The organism is Marinomonas vaga (genome assembly GCF_055388305.1).
The window spans coordinates 136,997-159,044 of the sequence record NZ_AP043903.1; the positions used below are offsets into that span (position 1 = coordinate 136,997).

The following is a 22,048-nucleotide window of genomic DNA, read 5'->3' on the forward strand; positions in this document are numbered from 1 at the left end:
CGCCTTATAAATCACTCGGAGACAAGTCTGCTGCATCACCCTCGCCCCCTTCGCGCCCATCTGAGCCGAGGGATAAAAGGTCATAATCCCCAGCAGATCCCGGGCTTACATAGAGAAATTCATTACCCCAAGGATCAAGAGGTAATTTCGGCATATAACCTCCCGACTTCCAATTCTTTGCCTCTGGGTAACCTGTTGGCTTAGTGACTAAGGCCTGCAAGCCTTGAGAAGTAGACGGGAAGGTGCCGTTATCAAGTTTATAAAGACTTAGGGCTGACATGACGTTTCGAATCTGTGTCTTGGCCACTGACACCTTGGCATCATCTGAACGCCCTAATAAATTTGGCGCAACCAAGCCAATTAACGCCCCTAAAATCACCAGTACAACCATCAACTCCAACAGCGTAAAACCGCTTTTCTTCTGTTTTTGACGACTCATGTTACGAGTACCTTTTGAGGTCATTTTTAACTCCTTAAATGACGCGATTGCTCTGGGGCAGAGGCAATCAGTTTAACAGTTGATTCATATTCATTATGGGTAACAAAATCGCCATCACTATCATCATGACAACGGCCCCCATGACTAACAACATAATAGGTTCAAACAAAGCCACCATGGCAGAAATCCAGTTATTGCTGTCCTGCTCCTGCTGGTAAGCAGCTTTATTGAGCATCTTATCCAATTCGCCACTGCGTTCCCCGCTGATGATTAATTGCAGCATCATGGGCGGCAGCAGCTTAGTTTCATTTAAGGTGTCTCCCAGTGACACCCCTTCTTTAACTCGATCTCTGGCTTCTAACAGAGCGCGCGCCATACGATCATTTTCTACCACTTGCGAAGCGATATTCATGGCCTCAACTAAAGCAACGCCACTGCTGGTTAGCATGGCTAAAGTCCCTATATAACGGGTGATCTGAATCGTCTTAACAAAGCGACCAATGAAAGGAACCTTTAAAAGGAGGCTATCTTGAGCGGATTTGATCCTAGGTTTTCGGATCAACCAAGCATAGCAAACCAGTAACCCAGCGAATGCCAATAAGATCACTTGTCCATAATCACTTATGGCATCACTGACTCCCAGCATCACCTGAGTGATACCAGGCAATTCAGCGCCCTGTTTATTAAACACAGAGACAATGTCTGGCATCACTGAGCCCAGCAAAAATACCACGATTGAAATAGCGACCAAGGTCAAAATAGCAGGGTACAAAAGTGCCATTTGTACTTTTTGATTGTTAGCCCGTGTGCGCTCGGAAAAATCTGCCAACGCCATTAACACGGCGGCTAAATGGCCAGACTCTTCCCCAGCCTTGATACTTGCACGATACAAAATTGGGAAGGCTTTAGGATACAAACCAATGGCAGCCGCCAAAGGTTGGCCCTCCAACACTTTTGAACGAATCGCCAGCAACATGGCGCGAGTCTTTTGCTTACCCGCTTGATTTGCGACACCCGCTAGGGATTCTTCTATGGGAAGCCCAGCATCAATCAAGGTAGCCAGTTGGCGGGTCACCAGAGCACGGTCTTTAATAGAAATAGCAGGCGAGAACAGAGACGGTTTGTCCGTTAAGGCTTTGCCTTGGCGGATTTGTAGGGCCACCAACTCCATATCACGGAGCTTTTGACGAGCATGGCGCTCGTTATCCGCCTCTAGAACACCTTTTTTTTTCTTGCCTGACGGGGTCAAGGCTTGGTATTCAAAAGCTGCCATCAGAGGTGCTCTACATCGGTTAAGGGCTGTACGTCTTCATTAGAGACACGCAACACTTCTTCAAGGCTCGTCAGTCCTGCACGTACTTTGTTTAATCCATCGGCTCTCAGGCTTGGACGAATGGTACGCACATAGCGGGCCATGTCTTGTTCACCCGCACCTTGGTGGATTTTTTCTTGCAATACGTCGTCCACTACTATGATTTCATAGAGCCCTAAACGCCCTCTAAAACCTTGGTGATGACAAGCATCACATCCCACAGGACGATATAAGGTCATTGGCTCTTCTTCACCCATGAGTGACCGCATTGTGTCGTCCGCTTCGACCGGGGCCTTACAGTGATCACACAAACGACGCACTAGCCTTTGGGCCAACACCCCCACTACAGAAGAGGACAACAAAAATGGCTCCACCCCCATATCTTGCAGACGAGTAATCGCGCCCACTGCACTGTTAGTATGAAGTGTGGATAAAACCAAGTGCCCTGTTAGGGACGCCTGCACAGCGATTTCAGCGGTTTCTTTATCTCGAATCTCACCGATCATCACCACATCAGGGTCCTGACGGAGAATTGCCCTTAGCCCACGGGCGAAAGTCATATCTGCCTTGGTATTCACTTGGGTCTGGCCAATACCCTCGATGTGGTACTCCACCGGATCTTCCACAGTCATGATGTTACGCTTGCCATCATTAAGATACGTTAAAGAAGCATACAAAGACGTGGTTTTGCCCGAGCCAGTGGGGCCAGTAACGAGCAAAATACCATGGGGCTGATCTAATAATTGGCGGACTAATTGTCGATCTCCATCCCCCATTCCAAGATGACTAAGATCCAACTTACCAGCTTGCTTTGATAGCAAACGCATCACGATCCGCTCGCCGTGGGTGGACGGCAAGGTAGAAACACGAACATCCGTATCTTGACCTGAAATGCGCAACAGGATTCGACCATCCTGAGGTACCCGCTTTTCTGCGATATCAAGTTTCGCCATAACTTTAATGCGCGACACCAGCATTGGCGCCAATGCCCGTTTAGGTGAAACTACTTCTCGCAACACACCATCCACACGAAAACGCACCTGTAGGCGGCGCTCAAAGGTCTCAATGTGGATATCCGAAGCGCCTTCTTTGATCGCTTCGCTTAAGATGGCATTGATCAAACGAATAATAGGGGCATCACCTTCATTCTCGAGCAAGTCTTCATTCTCGGGAATGGCATCTGCAACGGACTCGAGATCATCACCCAAGCCCTGAACGTTCGCTAAGGTTTGACCACCTTCCCGTTGATAAAAATTCACCACTTCAGCATCGAAAGCATCCGCTTCTAACAAGCGAATTTGAGGGATGATAGGACTCACACGAAGCCCTTCATTGAGGGCAGCAAGGGATGCACTCGCCTTATGGGCGAGCACCCACTGATCGGCGTCTTGAAATAACAAAACGCCGTTCTCTTTCACAAATGAATAGGTTAAAGCAGACAACGACACATCCTTAGCCGCGCTAAGAGAGTTTAACTAGAAATTCCAGTAACCATTTAACCCCACATTCCAAAAACTGACAATGTTTTCAGGGATGATGGCATAACGGTTACGGTTTAATTCTGAGTTATAACCAATATTCTCTTTCAGCTCTCCACGTAAGCGATAAGAATAATTGGCTTTAGCTAAAACACCTAGGTTTTCAGTAAAGCGCCAACCGTAACCTACGTACGCATCAATATTGTAGCCATCGAACATAGATGAAAAGTTATACTGTGGCTTCGACGTGTTGATCGCTTCGTAGTACACTGGCACCCCTAAAGTTGCTCCAAATTGCCAACGGGCACCCGTATCAGCGGATTTAAAACGCGTATCATAGCGGTAACCCACTTGAGCCATGAAACTTGTAAATGTCTCGGTATAGTTAACGATCTGACCGTCTACAAAGGATAAACCGTATTTTGAATCGTACTCAGATTCAGTTAGCGAGGTTGTCTCTCCTGCGTAACGCACATCATTAAACGTATCAACATCTGAACCTGCCTGGAAACTATTACGGTCCATCAAATTACGACGGTACCCAACCCCAGCAATTACCTGATGCCCACTCCCCATTAAATAGCCAAACAACAAATCAATGGCATTATGATTAGAAGTCATTTTGTTTTTCTGGTGTTCCCCAGAACCATTTGGACTACTAAACGTCCAAGACTCATCATCTGTTGAAGCATAAAGAGTGCTGACAGTATTAATATAAAAGCCCGTTCTTTCACCTATTGCAGTGTAACCACCAGAGTAGTTAAACACCTGAAAGTTGGAAGGGTTCGTTTCAAAATTAACATTGCCTGTTACCGTTCCGCTCTCTTTATAAGTCAGAGTACCGCCAGCAAAACCAATGTAGGTAAAAGGTTCGTTATTAATATCCGCGTGCACTGCGCCAGACAGGGCGAGGCCAGCTAAAAGAATTTTCTTCATAAGATAAAAGCTCCACAAAAAAGCCGCCAACTTAACGTTGGCGGCTTTTTTTACATCTTCTTTATTCAGTGATAGTAAGATTTGTTGTTAGAACATTATTGTAGGTTGTTGACCCGTCCGTAAATCCAAATGTTTTACAAGCGCTATCAGATTTAGGCACAGAAGTAGCCGTTCTAAGCCCCCACCCGGCAAAGGTCGTATCAGTAGAGTCGCCACTGAAATCAGAATACCAGGTCGCGTTTTGATCAAACGCTTCAGAAGAAAACAGGAATTTACCATAATCTCCAGTACCTGGGGATCCTGCAGTACCCAAACCTAGATACTGACTCTGATCCCCACTAGCTACAGCCTCTACTCGGTAAGCTTTGATCTGGAAACTACCATAAGAAGTAGTAACTTGAACTACACCATCAGAGATCTTAGACCAAGTAGAACCTTGCATGGAGCCAAGCTGATCATCATCACTACTTCCTACACCAGAGTCAAAGGCATAACATACATCAACACTACCTTTAGTAGCAGAGTCCGTTTCTCCGCTAAAGAAGAATATTACACGGCCTTTTTCGGAAGCTGAATTACTTGCATCGTCCACCCCAGACATAGCTAGGAAACGGTTTGCCCAAAGGGAATCAGGAACATCCGCGAGCGTAGAGTCGCTAACTGAGCTTGTGTATGAATCAGTTGAGCTTTTAGATTCAACATCCTTAGCTAATAAACCCACATCAATGGTTACACCATCAACATTTGAATCCGTAATCGCAGCATCCAGTGCTGTATTAAAGTTAGCTGATTCTACATTTTGAGATACGGTAGTTACTGTTGCTTTGGCACCAGATGTTCCTTTGGCGATGTCTTTAGACTGTGTTTTGGTTTGAGCTAGCACTGTTTCAGACTTAACCACTGCCTTCTTGAAAGCAGACTCCAGACTAGTGCTTGTGAAGTCTAAACTCCCTGTAGAGCTTTTAACGCTGCTGTCAACGGTATCAGCCACATCTCCAACATCATCAAGTGTAACAACGTTAGTAAACTTAGCTTTCACTGATGCCGCAGATTCTGAATCATCAAGCGAAGCATATTTCTCTGCGAACTTATCTAACGCCGCATCAGCAATAGCAGTAAGATCATCATCGTCTAATGCGTCCAAGCTACTAGCAGTAACGGATGAATTATCGCCATTCAAAGCTTCTGCCAAGGCAACCGCAACAAACTCAGATGTGGATTTAACCCCGGGTTTATCATCAGAAGTTAGACCCAGTTCAATTCCCGCTTCATCCGCGGCGGCATCTAGAATCACTGCAATAGAATCGATTACTTTCTGTAAACGATATGCAACCTTAAATAGCTTTTCTTTCGTTGTAGCCTCTTCAGTAGTCATACCATCACGATCACTAAAATCTGTTTCTAGAATCGTAGACAAGGTATCGGTGCTAGTCATGGCACCTAAAGTAACCAAAAGAGTCTTCAACTGAGCATCAGTTAAAGATGAACCAAGGCTTGTCAATGGAGATAACATTGGGACTCTTGATCCAGAAGCATATTCCTCAGCCTGAGCCTTGGTAACATTCTGACTCATTATTCCGTAGAAGGGTTCGCCTGAATCTAAATCGGTCCCGCCAGCGATTTTAATTTTTGCGGATGTTTGAACTGCTGCGGTATTCAAACAATATGGACTGTCATCTAACTGACAATAATTAATTGCTTCCTCTGTTCCAATAGCAGGGCGATAAGAGAAATACCCATCCTCATCCGTATTAGCATATGGTTCGAAAGAATCAATCGCACCATTATCATTCAAATCGACCCAAACGGTACCATTAGCAATACGACCATCAACCACAAGCCCAGTAAAAGAAGTACTGGAATTAGCACCAGAATCTTGGGAGCCACTGTCTCCACCGCAGCTGATCAAAGCTAGAGACATCGCTGCAACACTGCATGCAATAGAAGTTTTCTTAAAATTCATTTTAGCAATCTCCATTAAAAGGCACTTTCTATACCAGCACTTAGGTACAAGCTTCGTGGCACTTCGTCACCATCGACTTCGATAGATTCAAGACCATATGCAAGATCAAAATTTAAACGCTTAAACAAAGTAGCGCCTAAAGTTAGGTAACTTAATTCCGTACCCGCCATGTTTTTCTTGTAACCTACGCGTACAGCAGGGATCCATACGTTTTTACTATAGTAAGACGTACCAATAGTGGCCCATTGATATTTGTCGCCGATCAAATCAGAAATTTCATTCATCTCATAGCTACCCGCAAGGGCAAGCTGCTGATCAAGAATGTATACTGAAGCATCAAGCGTAAACTGCCTTTCCATAGTATGCGTTTCGTCTAAGGCAATTTCGCCCTCCCCAGCAAACTCAAGCGCTGCATAACAACTCGCTTGCTTACTGGTTTCTAGCGAAGAACAAGTTTCATTCAGAGAACCATATTCAAAGGACGGTTCATTTAAATTGCTTGCAGTAAAGCCAACTTGGTAATAATTAGATACCCAAATAGCACCTACATCTAAACCTACGCCAAATGAAGTTTCTTGGTGATCAGCCAAAGAATCAGAAAAAGCATCACCGGAATCATCGTCTGAGCTAGCTAAATGCATTAATCCCTTACTCAAAGTCACACTATGTAAATTAACTTTGGCACCGGTTAACAACATGCCGTATTGATTCGACCAAACATCTTTTGAGTAACCCAAACCTAAGTTCAGATCTACACCGGACTTAACGTAAACAGAGGAATTAGTATTGAGGGTATAATTCGAGCCAGTAACGACAATATCAATATCATCATCTAGGAATTTACCTTGTCCTACCGCTGACAACGACATATCGATAGAAAAAGCACCATATTCGGGATGCTTGTATATTAATGGAAAGACTGGCACTTGCCCGGAGGTCATTAACTTGCCGTTGGCATCATCACCCAATGAAGCAACTATGCTGTTAGCTTTATCTTGCAAGGTCTGAGCTTGGGACGCAGAGGTAACATCCTCATCCAGCAATTCATCAAGCTCATCTATTTGATCTTGCAGAGAATCAACCTGACCCATTTCATAACCAAACCCACCTGGTCCGATAATGCCAAAGCGGAAACGGTCACCCGCTTCTGTGTCTACCATCAAAAATGGTGCAGCTGGGTTGGTAAGGGAGGTAGATAAGGAGGCGGGATTTGCGCTGGTGCCAAGTGTAAAACTTGACCCAATAGGCTGGAACACAGGAGAAGCGGCGTAGCTCACACTACATGCCAAGCTCCCTGCAACAACAAGCATCTTTTTCATTTTGAAACCTCTTGTGATTTTAACGGCATTGCGAGCGTATTTTCTCCTACGCTTACGCTGAATCTATCGACTATCTATGCAAAAAGTTTACACAATAAATTATTTTACCGCGATATTTTTACATTATTTTTATAAAGAATAAGATTATCTAGTGCAAGGTATGCTTATTTCAGGATGGGCAACAGATTTAAGAATTGAAATAAACAGCTGTTATATCAATGAATAACAGCTGTTTATATGACTAGCGGGAGGCGTTTGGTGACAGGAAGCGCCCTTCTAAACTATCAGGACGATTTGCTGACAGAGGGTGGCTTATCTCAATGGAGCGGAACGCACGGAACTTTTCTTCCGTGACAGTCGTTACGTCTTCTTGGCTTCTCAAGATGGTTGGGCGAATAAACACCAAAAGGTTTTTCTTTTGATTATCGTAGGAAGTACTGCGGAACAGAGCTCCAACAATGGGAAGGTCACCCAATAGAGGAACTTTTTGTTGGATCTCCACGACGTTGTCTTCGATCAAGCCACCCAACACTATGGTTTTCCTATTCCCTGCAATAACCGTGGTTTCGATTTCCCGCTTGGTGGTAATGGTGCCTAAGGAGCTGGGCTCAGGCGATGCGGCTTCGACCACTTGCAGCACTTCCATTCGCACTTCATCCCCAGCGTTAATGTGGGGCGTCACCTCGAGAGTCAAACCTATGTCCTCACGGGTCGTAGTGATAAAAGCATTACTACTACTATCCGCATAACCACCGGTTTGGAAAGGACGCGTTTCACCCACTAGGATTTTTGACGTTTGATTATCTAAAGTCATTATCTTAGGCGTAGATAACAGATTGGCGTTGGAGTTGCTTTCAATCGCTTGCAGGATGCCAGCCAGGTTCAGATCCCCATCACTATTAAAACTCGCCACCCCTGCCGTGAGGCCATTTGAAATAGATGGGGTGCCGGTGGCAATGCCGGTAGCGATATCCGTTAAACTATTGCCTGCGGCGGTAAAGTTCGTCCCCACCACGGGTGTCGTGGACTGGGAAGCATCACCAAACAGCCATTGAAAACCTAAGGCCTCAGAGCCCTCCATGGTCACTTCTACAATTATCGCTTCGACTAGTACTTGTGCCCTAGGGGTATCTAACTCTTTTAGCACAGATTGAATATCAACCATCACATTAGGCTCTGCGTTGACCACCAATGAGTTAGTACTTTCATCCGCTTGGATAAAGGTATTAGTCGGGCGTTGAACCCCCTCTTCGTTACCACTGCCCACTAAGCCATTCACTAATTCCGCTGTTTTGACGGCATCTGCATAACGCAAAGGAATCACCGCCAAGCGGCTGGACTTTTTAGACGGCTGATCCAAGTCTTTGATCAATTGTTCTACTTGATCCAGCTCAGCTTCCTTGCCTTTGAGTACCATGCGGTTGGTACGTTCATCAGCTATGACCCGAGTGGCCGTGGAGTTACCAGAGCTATTTCCCTCTCGATTTCCCGAGACCAGAGTATTGATCAGTTCAAGGACATCCGCCGCCCAAGCATGATCTAGATTGACGATACGAATCTGCCCTTCTACCGTGCTGTCTAAACGAGTTATCAATTGCTCTAGTTCACGAATGTTATCCGCATGATCACTAATGATTAAAGCATTTACCTCGTTTACAGAGGCAAGATGGCCATATTGGGGAATTAAAGGGCGTAAAATCGGTACAAGTTCGGACGCTAAGGCATTTTTGATGGCAATCACCCGTGTCACCAACAGCTCTCCAGCAGCTTTGCCATCAAGGTCGTAATCCAGCCCCCCTTGCTTAGCAACATTTTGCGGCAAAATCTTGATGCCTTCCGATGAATCTATGGCCGCATAACCGTGAACAGTTAATACCGACAGCAATAGTCGATAAATACCGTCTTCGTCCAATTCCGAGTTCGAGACAACCGTTACTTTACCTTTAACCCTAGGGTCAACAATAAAGCTTTTGCCCGTCATCTTAGCGACTTGCTGGATAAATACGCCTATGTCCGCCTGCTGCAGGTTAACCTGCCAAGTTTGCGCAATCAGCACGGCAGGGAAAAATAACCCCGCGAAGATCACGCTTTTGAACCACTTCCTGACGGCTAGCAACAACATTACCGATTCCCTTACCTAATTGGATAATTAACAAAAAAACGTCGATCACCTCGACGCATTTCAATTCGCGCAACACCCTGCTGGCGCATCATATCTGCCAAGCCCATATCTGCTGACACATTGCCAACTTTTTGGCTATTCACCGAAAGAATCTCATCCCCAGCCCTCAGACCAATACCAATGAGAGGGCTCCCATTAACCACTCGATAAGACTCTCCAGTAGCCTCTAAACCAGATGAAGACAACAAGGATTGGGGGTCTGATTTAAACTTTTGTTCATAGGTATCAATCATTTCAGACACAGACAGCTGGTTGATATCTTGGATAAGAGGATGGGATGAACGAGTGGAAGCAGCAGATTGACTACCTGACATGGATTGATAAGTTGAACGAGCACTCCCAGGTAATACCCCTGTGCCGGTATTTTGGACCGTTTGCTCTCGAGTCCCAGTCAGAACTTGACCGTCGTCAGTTGAGCCAAACAATGATGTCTCTTCATTCTGCTCAAAATACAGCACTTCTTTAATGCCGCTTCGTAGCAAAATAATGTGATCCCCATAGACTGCCATCAAGGTCACGCCACGCAAGATCGTTTCCCCAGCTTGATACAAGCCATCGGCCTGACCACTACTGGCTATGATCGCCATACCTTGATCCGGGGAGGAAGCGGGAAAGACGCCTTTTAGCTGGATATTTAGCTTGGTTTCACTCACTGCTTCGGACACAGCTTCTTGCTGCTCAGTGACACCAAACAAGCTACCACTTAATATTGGCAGACGGGATTCTGAGGCTTGCCCTTGGGCCACCACAGGAGGCAGAGTCGCTTGAGGATCGCCCTCCCCGAACCACAACCAACCAAGGGCAACGACCCCTGCAGCGGCGGTAGCCGTTGCAGCAAAAGTCAGTCCCCACCGAGTAGTGGATTCAAAAGTGGATAAAATTACTCGCATCTGCGCTCACATTAGGGCTGTGGTTCGCCTGTTATCTTCAACAAACCCCTAACATAATGCAAGAAAAACGCAGATAAAATATCAATTAAAGAAGAAAAGCTGACAGTGTCGCGATCCAACCCTAAAGAATTGGCTGAACCATCACAAACGCTGGGTAATCTTGCGACCCATTCCACCGTTGTCCTAATGCTTCAACCATTGAAGGCATAACAGTAACTTCAAGTTCGTTAGAAGGGAGCAACTTAACCCCCGCAAGATTGGTATTGGCTTCCGATCTAAGCTGCAAATCTGGGGCTCCAGAGTCCAATCGCCCTAACAGTTGCCAGTCTGAAAAGCGAGCACTTCGCAACGTTCGCCCTACTGGGTATTGAATTTCCCCATCGGACCAGTTCGCCACACCTCTAAATTGGGTGAAAGCTTGTTCGGCATGACTCCATTCTAGATACCAACGCTCCACCATCACAGGAGCACCTTGTACTTCAATACGCTCGCGCTTCATCAGCCCATTAAAGGTATCTGCTTCAAGGTTAAACCCCTCAATCCAGAATTTAATCGTATCTAATGATGCTTGGGCTTGACCAAAGCCCCGGAACTTAGAATGGGACACTTGCCAGTTGAAAGGCTCAAACAATGACCCCAAAGCCCAATTAACCGACACAGCACCTTTAAGATTGTGCACTTCAACTTGAGCATTGCCACGCCACCAGTGTCCTGAAATATCTTTTAAATACACATCTCGGGGCAACTGGCGCTGGATAGAGCTTTTCCAATGGGACAGAGGGGCATATGCAGCAGCAACAATCCCTGCCACAGCAACAAACCAAATAACCAGAACAATTGCTGCTTTACGTCCCAAAGAAATTTCCTCTATTGTGCTTTTAGCTTTTCGGTCAGGGCCTGCAAATCCTCAGGAGTGTCCACACCATGGGGTGGTAACTCTGCAGTGAGGGCGACCTGTACTTTAATACCTTGATGCAAAAAACGAAGCTGCTCCAACTTCTCCCATTTTTCTAACGGAGACATGGGCATTTGCGCATATTGACCAAGCAAAGCCACTCGATACACATACAAGCCCACATGACGCAAAGCTGGGTAGTCTTCTGCAATGACTTTCTTTTGCGCTGCAAACCCATCCCGATCCCAGGGCATGGTGGCACGACTGAAATACAATGCACGTCCTTTGGCATCACACACTACCTTCACCACACTGGGGTTAAAAATGTCTTCTTCTCGATGAATTGGACAGGCGACAGTGGCCATTTGTGATTCAGGGTCATCAGCCAAAGCACGCACAGCATCATGGATCAAAGAGATCGGCAACAGCGGCTCATCTCCTTGCACGTTTACCACAATTTCGTCCCCTGCCCAGCCTTTGACCGCTGCTACCTCGGCCAAACGCTCAGTGCCATTTTCATGGTCAGCTCGCGTCATCACCACCTCGGCACCAAATGCCTTAGCCGCCGCTTCAATATCCTGGTGATCGGTGGCAATGGTGACAGACTTAGCTCCTGCTTTAAGAGCCAACTCATATACCCATTGCACCACTGGCTTGTCTGCCAAGGGTGCCAACATTTTTTGCGGAAACCGCTGGGATGCATACCGCGCAGGGATGACAATATGAAAGTCAGGTAAAGTACTCATCTAGACATCTTTCTTTTCAAATTCTGGTCGGGAAGCCAATTCATAGGCAGTTTCTAATTTCATTCGAGAAGCCAACACAAGATCCGCAACTTCCCGCGCCACCGCCTGACCAGCACCGTGCTTAAGCTTAATATGACAATGCCGCTGCAATAAAACATGAGCGTCTTGGGGGCAAATAGAAATGCCCACTTTCGGCATCACCTGTAAATCGATCACGTCATCACCCACATAAGCCACTTGCTCGGGCTCTAGAGATAATAAAGCCATTAATTCGTCAAACGCAGCCGCTTTATCATGACAACCATAGTACACATGTTTCACGCCTAAATCGGACATGCGCTTACGCAGCGGGGCGGAGTCTTTTGCTGTAATCACAGCAACATTAACGCCCCATTTAGGCAGAAGCTTTAGGGCGACACCGTCTTTGACATTAAATCGCTTGATCAGCTCACCATCCGCCCCATAATAAAGGCCTCCATCGGTGAGCACACCGTCCACATCAAACACTACCAGCTTTAGAAACGGTAGCTTTTTCATTAACAAGCTACCTTGCACTAACTCTGGGTACTCTCCTAAAAAAGACGTATCCATTAGGCACTGGTATCCAAGGTTTCAAAAGTTTTAACCAGTTCATCAAGCTGTTTGATCTGCTTCAAAAACGGCTCCAATTTAGCCAAAGGTAAAGCACATGGGCCGTCACACTTGGCATTATTTGGATCTGGATGGGTTTCTAAGAACATACTAGACAAGCTCAACGCCATACCTGCACGGGCAAGCTCAGTCACTTGAGCACGTCGACCGTCAGCAGAATCCGAGCGGCCACCTGGACGTTGTAACGAATGAGTCACATCAAACATGATTGGGTAGTCAAATTGCTTCATTTCCCCAAAGCCCAGCATGTCGACCACTAGGTTGTTGTAACCAAACATGGTGCCACGCTCACACAGCATCAAGTTGTCATTACCTGCTTCTTGGCACTTGGTTAAAATGTGTTTCATTTCGTGGGGGGCTAGGAACTGGGCTTTTTTAATGTTGATCACGGCACCCGTCTTTGCCATTTCGACCACTAGATCAGTCTGACGTGATAAAAATGCGGGCAGCTGAATCACATCCGCCACCTCTGCCACAGGCGCACACTGGTCATTTTCATGTACATCCGTGATCACAGGTACACCAAAGGTATCTTTGATTTCTTGTAAAATCTTCAGACCTTCTTCCATGCCGGGACCGCGGAAAGAGTTAATAGAAGAGCGGTTCGCCTTGTCAAAGGAGCCTTTAAAAACGTAAGGAATACCGAGCTTCTCTGTCACTTTCACATGCTCTTCCGCTACCTTCATCGCCAGATCACGGGATTCGAGCACATTCATACCACTAAACAAAACAAATGGTAGGTGGTTAGCGACTTCGATTTTGTCTCCAATACGGATTACTTTGCTTGTTTCAGCCATAACGTTGGGATTCCCTTGAATAAAATTATCGATCGTAGATTTCGAGTATACCAGTGACCGCTTGTTGATCGTCTACTGCGACCAACAAGGTAATTTTGTCTCTAAGCATACGTTCTTCCGCTTCCACAATCATGGTGTCTTGTGAAATCGTTTTTGGATTTGAGGTCATCAGCTCAGCCATGGTTTTATTCAGCATGCCCGCAGCATCTTTTAACATGGCACGACGCAAATCGCCGTCGGTGAAGATACCGACTAAGCGATCTTCTTCCTGCACCAACACTACACCTTTGCGTCCTTGGGTCATGACGGCGATGGCCTCTTGCAATGAAGTGTTCGGGGCACAGAAGGGTAGATTATCTTTGTGCATTAAGTCTTTAACGCGTGTTAACAGCTTACGCCCTAGGCTGCCACCTGGGTGAAAACGCGCAAAGTCCTGGGGCTGAAAATCGCGACACTGCATCAAAGCCACGGCTAAGGCATCCCCCATGGCAATGGTCATAGTGGTAGAGGTTGTTGGCGCTAAATTGTTAGGGCAAGTTTCACGATCAATGGCAATATCGAGCACGCAATCACTGTGCTGGCCCAGGGTAGAATCAGGATTTCCCACGATGGCAATAGATCGGTTTCCAAATTCCTTGAGAGACGGCAATAAGCGCACCACTTCTTCTGTCTCACCAGAGTAACTAATCAGCACCAGCACATCATCTTCTTGAACCATGCCAAGGTCACCGTGAAACGCTTCACCTGGATGCATAAAGAAAGATGGAGTACCGGTAGAAGCCAAAGTCGCGGCAATTTTTTTGCCTACGATGCCAGATTTACCCATGCCACAAATAATGGTGCGGCCACGGCATTGCAGTATCATCTCAACGGCATTAGAGAAATTATCATCGATACGCTGGGCTAAACCAATCAGTGCTTGCCCTTGGGTGTTTAAGGTGGTTTTTGCGCTGTGAATTAATGAATCAGCGGTGTAGGAAACTTGAGGGGACTTATCACTCATGAGCCAACTTGCCTTTATTAGTGTTGGCTGCATTATACAGGGGCAAGCTTTGAACGCCTACCAAGATTGGTCGGCGTTCAAGCTTCTTGACACTATTTCAAGCAAGAAAGGTACTGATTACCTAATTCTTCAAGAAATGCACTATAAGTGTCTACTTGGTAAGTGCTGCCCAATGGATCCAACACTGCGCTTTTAACGTCTGTCCCTGCAATAAGGGTCTTCACAATTCCAGGGCTAAATTGAGGCTCGCTAAAGATGCACTCAACTTTGTGCTCTTCTATTTCTTCACGCAGCTTGGCAACGGTTTGTGCGCCAGGTTTGCGTTCTGGGCTCACCGTCACAGCACCTTGGTTGTTTAGACCGTAGTGGGCCTCAAAGTAGCCATAAGCCTCATGAAAAACAAAGTAAGGCACGTCATGAACAGGCTCCAACTGTGCCGCCAAACGCTTGTCTGCTTGCTCAAGATCGTTAACGAAGGTCGCGTAGTTTGCTTCAAACGCTTCTGCATTGTCAGGATCTAAAGCGGCGAGTCGATCCGCCACGGCATGGGCTAGGACTTTTGCATTATCTGGGTCTAACCAAACATGGGGATCCGTACCTGTGTGACTGTGCCCATGATGGTCATGGCCTTCGTGATCTTCGTGGTCATGGCCCTCGTGTTCTTCATGATCATGGCCCTCATGATCTTCATGATCATGGCCCTCATGATCTTCATGATCATGACCTTCGTGATCTTCATGGTCATGGCCTTCGTGATCTTCATGATCATGGCCTTCGTGATCTTCATGATCATGGCCTTCGTGATCTTCATGGTCATGGCCCTCGTGATCTTCATGGTCATGGCCTTCGTGATCGTGTTCTTCGCCAAACTCTCGCAGTGTTAGGCCATTTAAAGCCATCCACTCTAGATCCTTCTTAGCATTTAAGTTTGCTAATGGCTTCTCTAAAAAAGTCTCTAGGGACTCGCCTACCCACACCACAAGCTCTGCATCATTCAATTTTCTTAGGTCTGATGGGCGTAACGCAAAATCATGGGGAGACGCTTGATTATTAATCAGCTGTTCAACAGTGACATGTTCACCCCCAATAGCTCCCACAATTAAAGACACAGGTTTTACCGTGGTAACGACTTGCGTATTAGCAAGAGCAGACACAGATAAAAGAAGAGAAAGAGGCAAAGCAGACTTAAGCATGATTTAAAACCCAACAGTAATTGACGTTATAACATAACAATACCAATCGGAGCGCCAAAGCTCAACGAAAATCTAATGCGCCTTCTTAGCTCAGCTTGAGAAATCAGGCAGCGCTATTGGACGAACCACTAAGCCAGCACGCTGCCCTACTGGCAAATTAGTATTCGGAAACACGATGGCATCGCCAGTCGCTTTTATGAGGTAACAGCTGTTAGAGGAACGAGCCAACTCAAACCCAGCAGCAAAGGATGTGAAATTATTAACATCAGCATCGATAGCTAACTCGTAGTCTTCCGCATCTTTAACCAATGCATCCACCACTTCAAAAACCTTCACTTTTTCTGGCGTTTCTTGCTTCACTTCACCTGTTTGCAATAAGCACTGCAAGGCAGTTTGAATTTTCATCAAGCCGGAGAAATCATTTTCTCCGAAAGGTCTGACCTTCCCTAACTCAACGGTTGCGGCTTCGGCCCCATGGCGAGCATAAGAATGATAAGAAAAGGTTGTGGTGGGCTGATGAGAGAGCAGCACCGCATCAATTCCAGCGGCCGCATAAAATCCAAACTGCTCTGCCGAGTAAGAGCGCTCCGCTGGAAATGGGTGCACGACAAACCTTTCATATTGGGAACCACGAATGGCGGTGTGTAAATCGTAGTGGAATTTACCACCTTGCTGATGCCCTTCAAAAAAGGCCTGCACAGCCCGCTCTAACACTTGAGCTCGAGGCACTTCCATACCTGAATACTTTTGCCAAGCACCGCAGAATAAACGATTAAGATTTACATCAAGGAAGCGCTTCTGAGCCACCATGGCTTCAGGGTGACCGAGAATCACCAGTAGACGCACCTGCAAATCAATTGCACCAGAGAGCAATTCTTTGACTAATCCATTGACCATCTCAATGGGGGCGGTTTCGTTGCCATGAATCCCCGCAGACAAAACCAAACTGGCTTTTGGGGGCTGTTTTGGCTCAAATCGAAGTACGCCTACCTCTTCTAGACATGCTGTGGCAGTCGGCAGATCAAATGACATAGGTGCCGCCACGTCTTTATGTGCCAAGGTAAAACCTAAGAAATCATTGTTTGGTATTGCCATAAAATCATCACCTAAAAGCCATCTATCAGGGTTTCATCATAAAACAGATCTCCTCTTCAAGTAGCCTATACTTTTAATTGGGCGACACGGTTACGCAAACTTCTGTCGCATTTGAGAAAGTCTTGTAAATTACGGTCTCCAATCAGTGACCAACCCTTCCCTAAGGTTTAATTAATCGTTACCCTTTTGCCTTTACCCTCAAAAGCCAGTAAATCATGTCCAGTTCCGAAGAAATCATCACTTTAGTAGATCGACAAAACCAAGTTATCGGCGACGTCCTAAGAAGCAAAATGGACTTTGGTAAAGACATCCATCGGGTAACCTTTATCTTGGTATTCACTGGCAATGATCGACTCTTGGTGCAAAAGCGCAGTGACACTAAAGCCTTTTGTCCTGGCTTTTACGGCATTACCACTGGTGGTGTGGTGGCAACCGGCGAAAGCTACATGGAGTGCGCTGAACGAGAACTCGAAGAAGAAATTGGCGTTTCCTTACCTTTGACAACCCATGGCATGTTTTTCACGGAAGGAGAAGGTTTTCGTATTTGGGGTAAGGTGTATTCTTGTCAATATGATGCCCAGCGAGATGGCCCACTTACCCTGCAAACGAAAGAAGTCGCTGAAGTGTTAGAGCTGCCGATTGACGATATCTTATCCAACCCAAGCCAACGCCCCTTTACACCAGACTCTTATGACGCTTTACTTCATTATGTCCATAATGATTTAACAACGTCTGCTGATGACCCCATTTAACCTATCTCTATGTCGTACGCTTGTGTTGGCCTTGGGGCTAGCACTTGCCTCCACACTTAGTATTGGCCAAGAGCGCTGGCAATCCGACCAGTACATTACTGACAGTTTTTTGAAAATCGCCCTACAGCGAGAATATCGAGAAACAGCAAACCCAAAATTAATTCGCTGGGAACAGCCCATTAAGCTGTATTTTCAAAGTGAAGCGGGTGATGCCAGTTTTCAAAAAGAATTACTCAGTGTCCATGCCCAGCACCTGTCCTACATCACTGGACTCCCTATCGACTTTACGGACGATGTAAAGCAAGCCAACATCTACACTATTTTCACCCAATACGACCGTATTGAAGATCGCGTCAGACAATACATTGGCGACCCCAACCGAATCCGTGCCGCCTTAGACGAAGCCATTTGCCTAGGTAACTTCTCGATCAATAAACGAGGAGAGATCCTCAGGGGCGCCATCATCATCCCAGTGGACTATGCACGACAAAAAGCACGTTTCCTAGATTGCATCATCGAAGAAATTACGCAGTTAATGGGACTACCAAACGACTCTAATGACGTTTTTCCGTCTGTATTCAACGACGTCAGTGTTGACACTTACCTATCCCCTTTAGACTACCTGTTATTAAAAACCCTCTATTCCCCTCGGCTGCAAACCAATATGGATGTTCCTCAGGTATTAGCCCGTATGCCAGCGGTGCTGTCCGATCTTCATGCGCAAGGTGAGATCGAGAACGCGACCCAAAACTCCTTACGCTATAGCCTTAAACGCTATCTCGGGGAATAGAAAATAACTCTTAATTTCCTATTTCTTAATCAATATCATAAATTCTGGTTATTCGATCAATTTTTCCGTTCAACTTAGGTAGAATGCACAAAACCAGATAGCTCATCGGAGAAGTTGAATGTTTCCAGAACTTAAGAATGACCGTTTTCTTCGCGCTCTTTTAAAAGAGCCTGTTGATGTCACCCCTGTGTGGATGATGCGCCAAGCGGGTCGCTATCTTCCAGAATACCGAGCAAGCCGAGCGACCGCAGGAGATTTCTTAAGCCTATGTAAAAACGATGCATTCGCCTGTGAAGTAACACTGCAACCTTTAGAGCGTTATGATCTTGATGCTGCCATCCTGTTTTCAGATATCCTAACGGTGCCTGATGCCATGGGTCTTGGACTCTACTTTGAAACAGGCGAAGGACCAAAATTCAAACACACCGTTCGCACTCAGGCAGACGTAGATGCCCTACCTATCGCAACGGTTTCGGATCTTGATTACGTGATGAAGGCGGTAACCACAATCCGCCATGCCCTGAATGGTCGAGTTCCCTTGATTGGCTTTTCAGGTAGCCCTTGGACACTCGCTACTTACATGGTTGAAGGAGGCTCCAGCAAAGACTTCCGTCACATCAAAGGGATGATGTACCAGTCTCCAGAAACACTTCATGCATTACTAAATAAACTTGCTATTTCCGTCACTGACTACCTGAACGGCCAAATCAAAGCGGGCGCCCAAGCAGTTCAAATCTTTGATACTTGGGGCGGAGCCCTCAGTGGCCCTATGTACCAACAGTTCTCGCTGATGTATATGCGCCAAATTATGGATGGTCTCATCCGTGAACACGAAGGCCGCAAGATTCCAGTTATCATGTTTACCAAAAATGGCGGACAATGGCTGGAAAACATGGCCGCTACTGGACCGGACGCACTGGGCTTAGACTGGACCACTGATATGGCTGAAGCCCGTGCTCGTGTAGGCGACAAAGTCGCACTGCAAGGCAACATCGACCCATGTGTCTTATACGGAGATAAAGAGGTTATCGAGCGTGAAGTGGCGCTTGTGCTAGAAGGATATGGCAATGGCTCAGGTCATGTCTTTAACTTAGGCCATGGCATCCACCAGTTTGTGGACCCTGAGCGTCCTAAGTACCTTATTGATGCGGTTCATGAACTAAGCCGCCCTTACCACGAAGAAGTCTTTGAGGATTTGGATTCTTTAAACGACTTGTAAGACGCTCGATTAAGGTCACGATGGCATAGGTGAATGCAATCGTGACCACTTTCTCAGACACATGCGTTCTGCTGAAGACTTCTCTTTTACCCAAATGCCATTGGGTTTACGTTTCACAGCCTCGTACTCGGAATTAAGATAGCAACAGATATGCTCTCGCCCATCTTCTGACACCCAAGACAACCTCCCAAAGGTCACCTCCGGCCCACAGCCCACCAACACCAAGCGCAGCTGCAAAGCTTTATCATCTTCACCGACAACACTAAGGCACTCTAAACATCGAGGAACAGAAAGATGCACTACATGCGCCTGATATTCGGCAGCCAGCTCATTTTTTACCCCTAGCATAAAAGCATCCATCCCTTGCTCAAATGCCATGATGGCTGATTGCTCCATGTCTACCCCCATTCCTGCATAACCCAGTCTAGTTGGAACATTAACTGTAGAACAAATTGAGGCATTTAGTAGCGGGCGGCGGATTTGAATGGTAATTTATACGAAAACAATGCCTTAGATGGAGATAATCTATGAAATTAGTAACAGCAATAGTTAAACCGTTCAAATTGGACGAAGTGCGTGAAGCACTTTCTGAAATTGGTATTAACGGCATCACTGTTACAGAAGTAAAAGGCTTTGGTCGCCAACGTGGCCACACCGAACTTTACCGCGGTGCGGAATACGTGGTGGACTTTTTACCAAAAGTAAAACTTGAGCTAGCAGTGGACGACGATCAAGTAGACCGTGCAATCGAGTCTATCCAAAAAAGCGCCAACACCGGCAAGATCGGTGATGGCAAGATCTTTGTCACAGCGCTAGAACAAGTGATCCGTATTCGTACTGGTGAAACCGGCGCTGATGCCATCTAGTACTGAACACAGTGAAACACCATAAAAAAAGAGGCTTGATAGCCTCTTTTTTTATTGCATAGACATGGTGAATCACAAAGGTATTAGCCTTTATCCGGCACCTTAATTGACAAAGAGCCCAGGTAGCGGTTTTGACGCTTCTCAATAATCCGGAAGATATAGATCACGACGATACTAATGGCCAAATAGATAGCACCCGCCGCCAAAAAGATCTCAATGGGCGTATAAGTACGAGCAATGATGGTACGTGCCATGCCAGTTAAATCTAGCAAAGTAATGGTACTCGCTAAGGCACTCGCCTTCAGCATCAAAATGATTTCGTTACCGTAAGCAGGCAACACAATACCAAAGGCACGAGGCAGCAAGATGCGACGGTACATTTGTGCCTTCGTCATCCCCATCACTTTACAGGCCTCAACCTCCCCTTCTGGAATGGCTTGAATCGCACCACGGAAAATCTCTGCAGTATAAGCAGAAGTATTCAATGTAAAAGCAATAATCGCACACCAGAAAGGCTCCCTTAGCACTGGCCAAAGGAAGCTTTCACGGACGGCTTCAAACTGCGAAGCGCCGTAGTACACCAAGAAGATCTGAACCAACAAAGGCGTACCGCGAAAGAAAAAGATAAAAGCAAAAGGTAACGAGCTAATCCAAGGGTTCTTAGAAATACGCGCTAATGCCACAGGCAAGGCAACAATCGCTCCCAAGACAATCGACAATATCACCAATTCAATCGTCGTCCACGTTCCAATTAGGAGACGTGGGAAGTATTCAATTACAACAGAAAAATCTAATTCCACGACGTTATCCTCTGGTTAGTCCGCGACTTGCGCGCTTCTCAAGGTAGGACACCACCACCATGGAGATAATGGTTAGACCTAAGTACATAAACGCCGCCACAAGGTAAAACAAGAAAGGCTCTTTGGTGTTACCCACCGCCACATTTGCCTTACGCATAATGTCTTCAAGACCTACCACTGACACCAAGGCCGTGTCTTTCAGCAAGACAAGGAATAAGTTACCGATTCCTGGCAAAGCCACACGCCAGACCTGTGGCAGGATGATCCGAAAAAACTTACGTTTTGCGGGCATGCCTAATGCGATAGCCGCTTCATGCTGGCCTTTAGGAATGGCCTGCAATGCCCCACGAAACACTTCGGTTGCATAGGCGCCAAAGGTTAAACCCAGTGCCGTCACACCCGCCGCAAAAGGGCCTATCTCAATGTATTCGTCATAACCAAATAGGCTGGCTACCGACATTAATACGGTGGTTGCACCGAAATAAATAATTAACACTGTCAACAATTCAGGGACACCACGAATCACCGTGGTATAAAAGTTCGCAATCCACTGTAACGGACGAACATTTGACAGTTTCGCTGAAGCACCGAGCAAGCCAAGAATCAATCCCACGACTAATGAGCACAATGCTAGCTGTATCGTGACTGCGGCTCCGAGAAGAAGCTGGTCACCAAAACCGTGAAGATCCAACATACAGATATTCTCAATGAGTAAATGTACG

At 46.3% G+C, this 22,048-nt stretch carries 22 protein-coding genes; 4 read left to right on the top strand and 18 right to left on the bottom strand.

The genetic code is table 11. From position 1 onward, the window contains the following. Positions 1-4: 4 nt before the first annotated feature. The 15 genes from gspG to astE all read right to left on the bottom strand — a co-directional run bounded on the left by gspG (position 5) and on the right by astE (position 16,899). The gene (gene gspG, locus ACZ5DR_RS00665; RefSeq protein WP_377364893.1) at positions 5-463 is read right to left on the bottom strand and encodes a type II secretion system major pseudopilin GspG; all 459 of its coding nucleotides are present in this window, start codon (positions 461-463) and stop codon (positions 5-7) included. 43 nt (positions 464-506) lie between these two features. Beyond that, positions 507-1,712 carry a type II secretion system inner membrane protein GspF gene (gene gspF / locus ACZ5DR_RS00670; protein ID WP_377364891.1) on the bottom strand — a complete coding sequence of 402 codons (1,206 nt, stop codon included), beginning with the start codon at positions 1,710-1,712 and terminating at the stop codon, positions 507-509. Further along, positions 1,712-3,199 carry a type II secretion system ATPase GspE gene (gene gspE, locus ACZ5DR_RS00675; protein ID WP_377364889.1) on the bottom strand — a complete coding sequence of 496 codons (1,488 nt, stop codon included), beginning with the start codon at positions 3,197-3,199 and terminating at the stop codon, positions 1,712-1,714. The genes gspF and gspE overlap by 1 nt, the downstream gene beginning before the upstream one ends. 27 nt (positions 3,200-3,226) lie before the next feature. Continuing rightward, a complete protein-coding gene (locus ACZ5DR_RS00680; RefSeq protein WP_377364887.1) occupies positions 3,227-4,165 on the bottom strand; it encodes a hypothetical protein in 939 nt (312 codons plus the stop codon). Between the two features lie 61 nt (positions 4,166-4,226). Then, positions 4,227-6,128, bottom strand: a complete 1,902-nt coding sequence (locus ACZ5DR_RS00685) for a hypothetical protein (RefSeq protein ID WP_464543842.1) — start codon at positions 6,126-6,128, stop codon at positions 4,227-4,229. A 14-nt stretch (positions 6,129-6,142) separates the two neighbouring features. Further along, the gene (gene traF / locus ACZ5DR_RS00690) at positions 6,143-7,447 is read right to left on the bottom strand and encodes a conjugal transfer protein TraF (RefSeq protein WP_377364883.1); all 1,305 of its coding nucleotides are present in this window, start codon (positions 7,445-7,447) and stop codon (positions 6,143-6,145) included. 241 nt (positions 7,448-7,688) lie between these two features. Beyond that, positions 7,689-9,569 carry a type II secretion system secretin GspD gene (gene gspD, locus ACZ5DR_RS00695; RefSeq protein ID WP_377364881.1) on the bottom strand — a complete coding sequence of 627 codons (1,881 nt, stop codon included), beginning with the start codon at positions 9,567-9,569 and terminating at the stop codon, positions 7,689-7,691. 11 nt (positions 9,570-9,580) lie between these two features. Beyond that, entirely contained in the window at positions 9,581-10,519 is a 939-nt protein-coding gene (locus ACZ5DR_RS00700) for a type II secretion system protein N (RefSeq protein ID WP_377364879.1), read from the bottom strand. A gap of 121 nt (positions 10,520-10,640) precedes the next feature. Further along, a complete protein-coding gene (locus ACZ5DR_RS00705) occupies positions 10,641-11,375 on the bottom strand; it encodes a hypothetical protein (protein WP_377364877.1) in 735 nt (244 codons plus the stop codon). Positions 11,376-11,386: 11 nt separating this feature from the next. After that, positions 11,387-12,160, bottom strand: a complete 774-nt coding sequence (kdsB, locus tag ACZ5DR_RS00710) for a 3-deoxy-manno-octulosonate cytidylyltransferase (protein WP_377364875.1) — start codon at positions 12,158-12,160, stop codon at positions 11,387-11,389. Continuing rightward, positions 12,161-12,751, bottom strand: coding sequence for a KdsC family phosphatase (locus ACZ5DR_RS00715; RefSeq protein ID WP_377364873.1), 591 nt, complete (start codon positions 12,749-12,751; stop codon positions 12,161-12,163). Then, positions 12,751-13,608: a 3-deoxy-8-phosphooctulonate synthase gene (gene kdsA / locus ACZ5DR_RS00720; protein WP_377364871.1), complete on the bottom strand. Its 858-nt coding sequence runs from the start codon at positions 13,606-13,608 to the stop codon at positions 12,751-12,753. Before kdsA ends, ACZ5DR_RS00715 begins: the two co-directional genes overlap by 1 nt. A 25-nt stretch (positions 13,609-13,633) precedes the next feature. Beyond that, positions 13,634-14,611: a KpsF/GutQ family sugar-phosphate isomerase gene (locus tag ACZ5DR_RS00725; RefSeq protein ID WP_377364869.1), complete on the bottom strand. Its 978-nt coding sequence runs from the start codon at positions 14,609-14,611 to the stop codon at positions 13,634-13,636. A gap of 92 nt (positions 14,612-14,703) precedes the next feature. Then, complete coding sequence (znuA, locus tag ACZ5DR_RS00730) at positions 14,704-15,804, bottom strand: zinc ABC transporter substrate-binding protein ZnuA (protein WP_377364867.1); 1,101 nt, start codon at positions 15,802-15,804, stop codon at positions 14,704-14,706. A 90-nt stretch (positions 15,805-15,894) separates the two neighbouring features. Further along, positions 15,895-16,899, bottom strand: coding sequence for a succinylglutamate desuccinylase (astE, locus tag ACZ5DR_RS00735; protein ID WP_377364865.1), 1,005 nt, complete (start codon positions 16,897-16,899; stop codon positions 15,895-15,897). 215 nt (positions 16,900-17,114) lie between these two features. Between astE and ACZ5DR_RS00740 the strand changes: the two genes are divergently transcribed. The 3 genes from ACZ5DR_RS00740 to hemE all read left to right on the top strand — a co-directional run bounded on the left by ACZ5DR_RS00740 (position 17,115) and on the right by hemE (position 19,660). Further along, entirely contained in the window at positions 17,115-17,651 is a 537-nt protein-coding gene (locus ACZ5DR_RS00740) for an NUDIX hydrolase (protein WP_377364863.1), read from the top strand. Continuing rightward, positions 17,638-18,441 carry a DUF2927 domain-containing protein gene (locus ACZ5DR_RS00745; protein ID WP_377364861.1) on the top strand — a complete coding sequence of 268 codons (804 nt, stop codon included), beginning with the start codon at positions 17,638-17,640 and terminating at the stop codon, positions 18,439-18,441. The genes ACZ5DR_RS00740 and ACZ5DR_RS00745 overlap by 14 nt, the downstream gene beginning before the upstream one ends. A gap of 118 nt (positions 18,442-18,559) precedes the next feature. Next, entirely contained in the window at positions 18,560-19,660 is a 1,101-nt protein-coding gene (hemE, locus tag ACZ5DR_RS00750; protein WP_377364860.1) for a uroporphyrinogen decarboxylase, read from the top strand. 15 nt (positions 19,661-19,675) lie between these two features. Here hemE and ACZ5DR_RS00755 read toward each other — a convergent pair whose 3' ends face one another. Beyond that, on the bottom strand, positions 19,676-20,056 hold the full coding sequence (locus tag ACZ5DR_RS00755; RefSeq protein WP_377364859.1) for a hypothetical protein: 381 nt from the start codon (positions 20,054-20,056) through the stop codon (positions 19,676-19,678). 131 nt (positions 20,057-20,187) lie between these two features. Between ACZ5DR_RS00755 and glnK the strand changes: the two genes are divergently transcribed. Further along, the gene (glnK, locus tag ACZ5DR_RS00760) at positions 20,188-20,526 is read left to right on the top strand and encodes a P-II family nitrogen regulator (protein ID WP_115467851.1); all 339 of its coding nucleotides are present in this window, start codon (positions 20,188-20,190) and stop codon (positions 20,524-20,526) included. 83 nt (positions 20,527-20,609) lie between these two features. Here glnK and ACZ5DR_RS00765 read toward each other — a convergent pair whose 3' ends face one another. Continuing rightward, entirely contained in the window at positions 20,610-21,326 is a 717-nt protein-coding gene (locus ACZ5DR_RS00765) for an ABC transporter permease (RefSeq protein WP_377364857.1), read from the bottom strand. Positions 21,327-21,330: 4 nt separating this feature from the next. After that, on the bottom strand, positions 21,331-22,020 hold the full coding sequence (locus tag ACZ5DR_RS00770) for an ABC transporter permease (protein ID WP_377364855.1): 690 nt from the start codon (positions 22,018-22,020) through the stop codon (positions 21,331-21,333). Positions 22,021-22,048 lie beyond the last annotated feature (28 nt).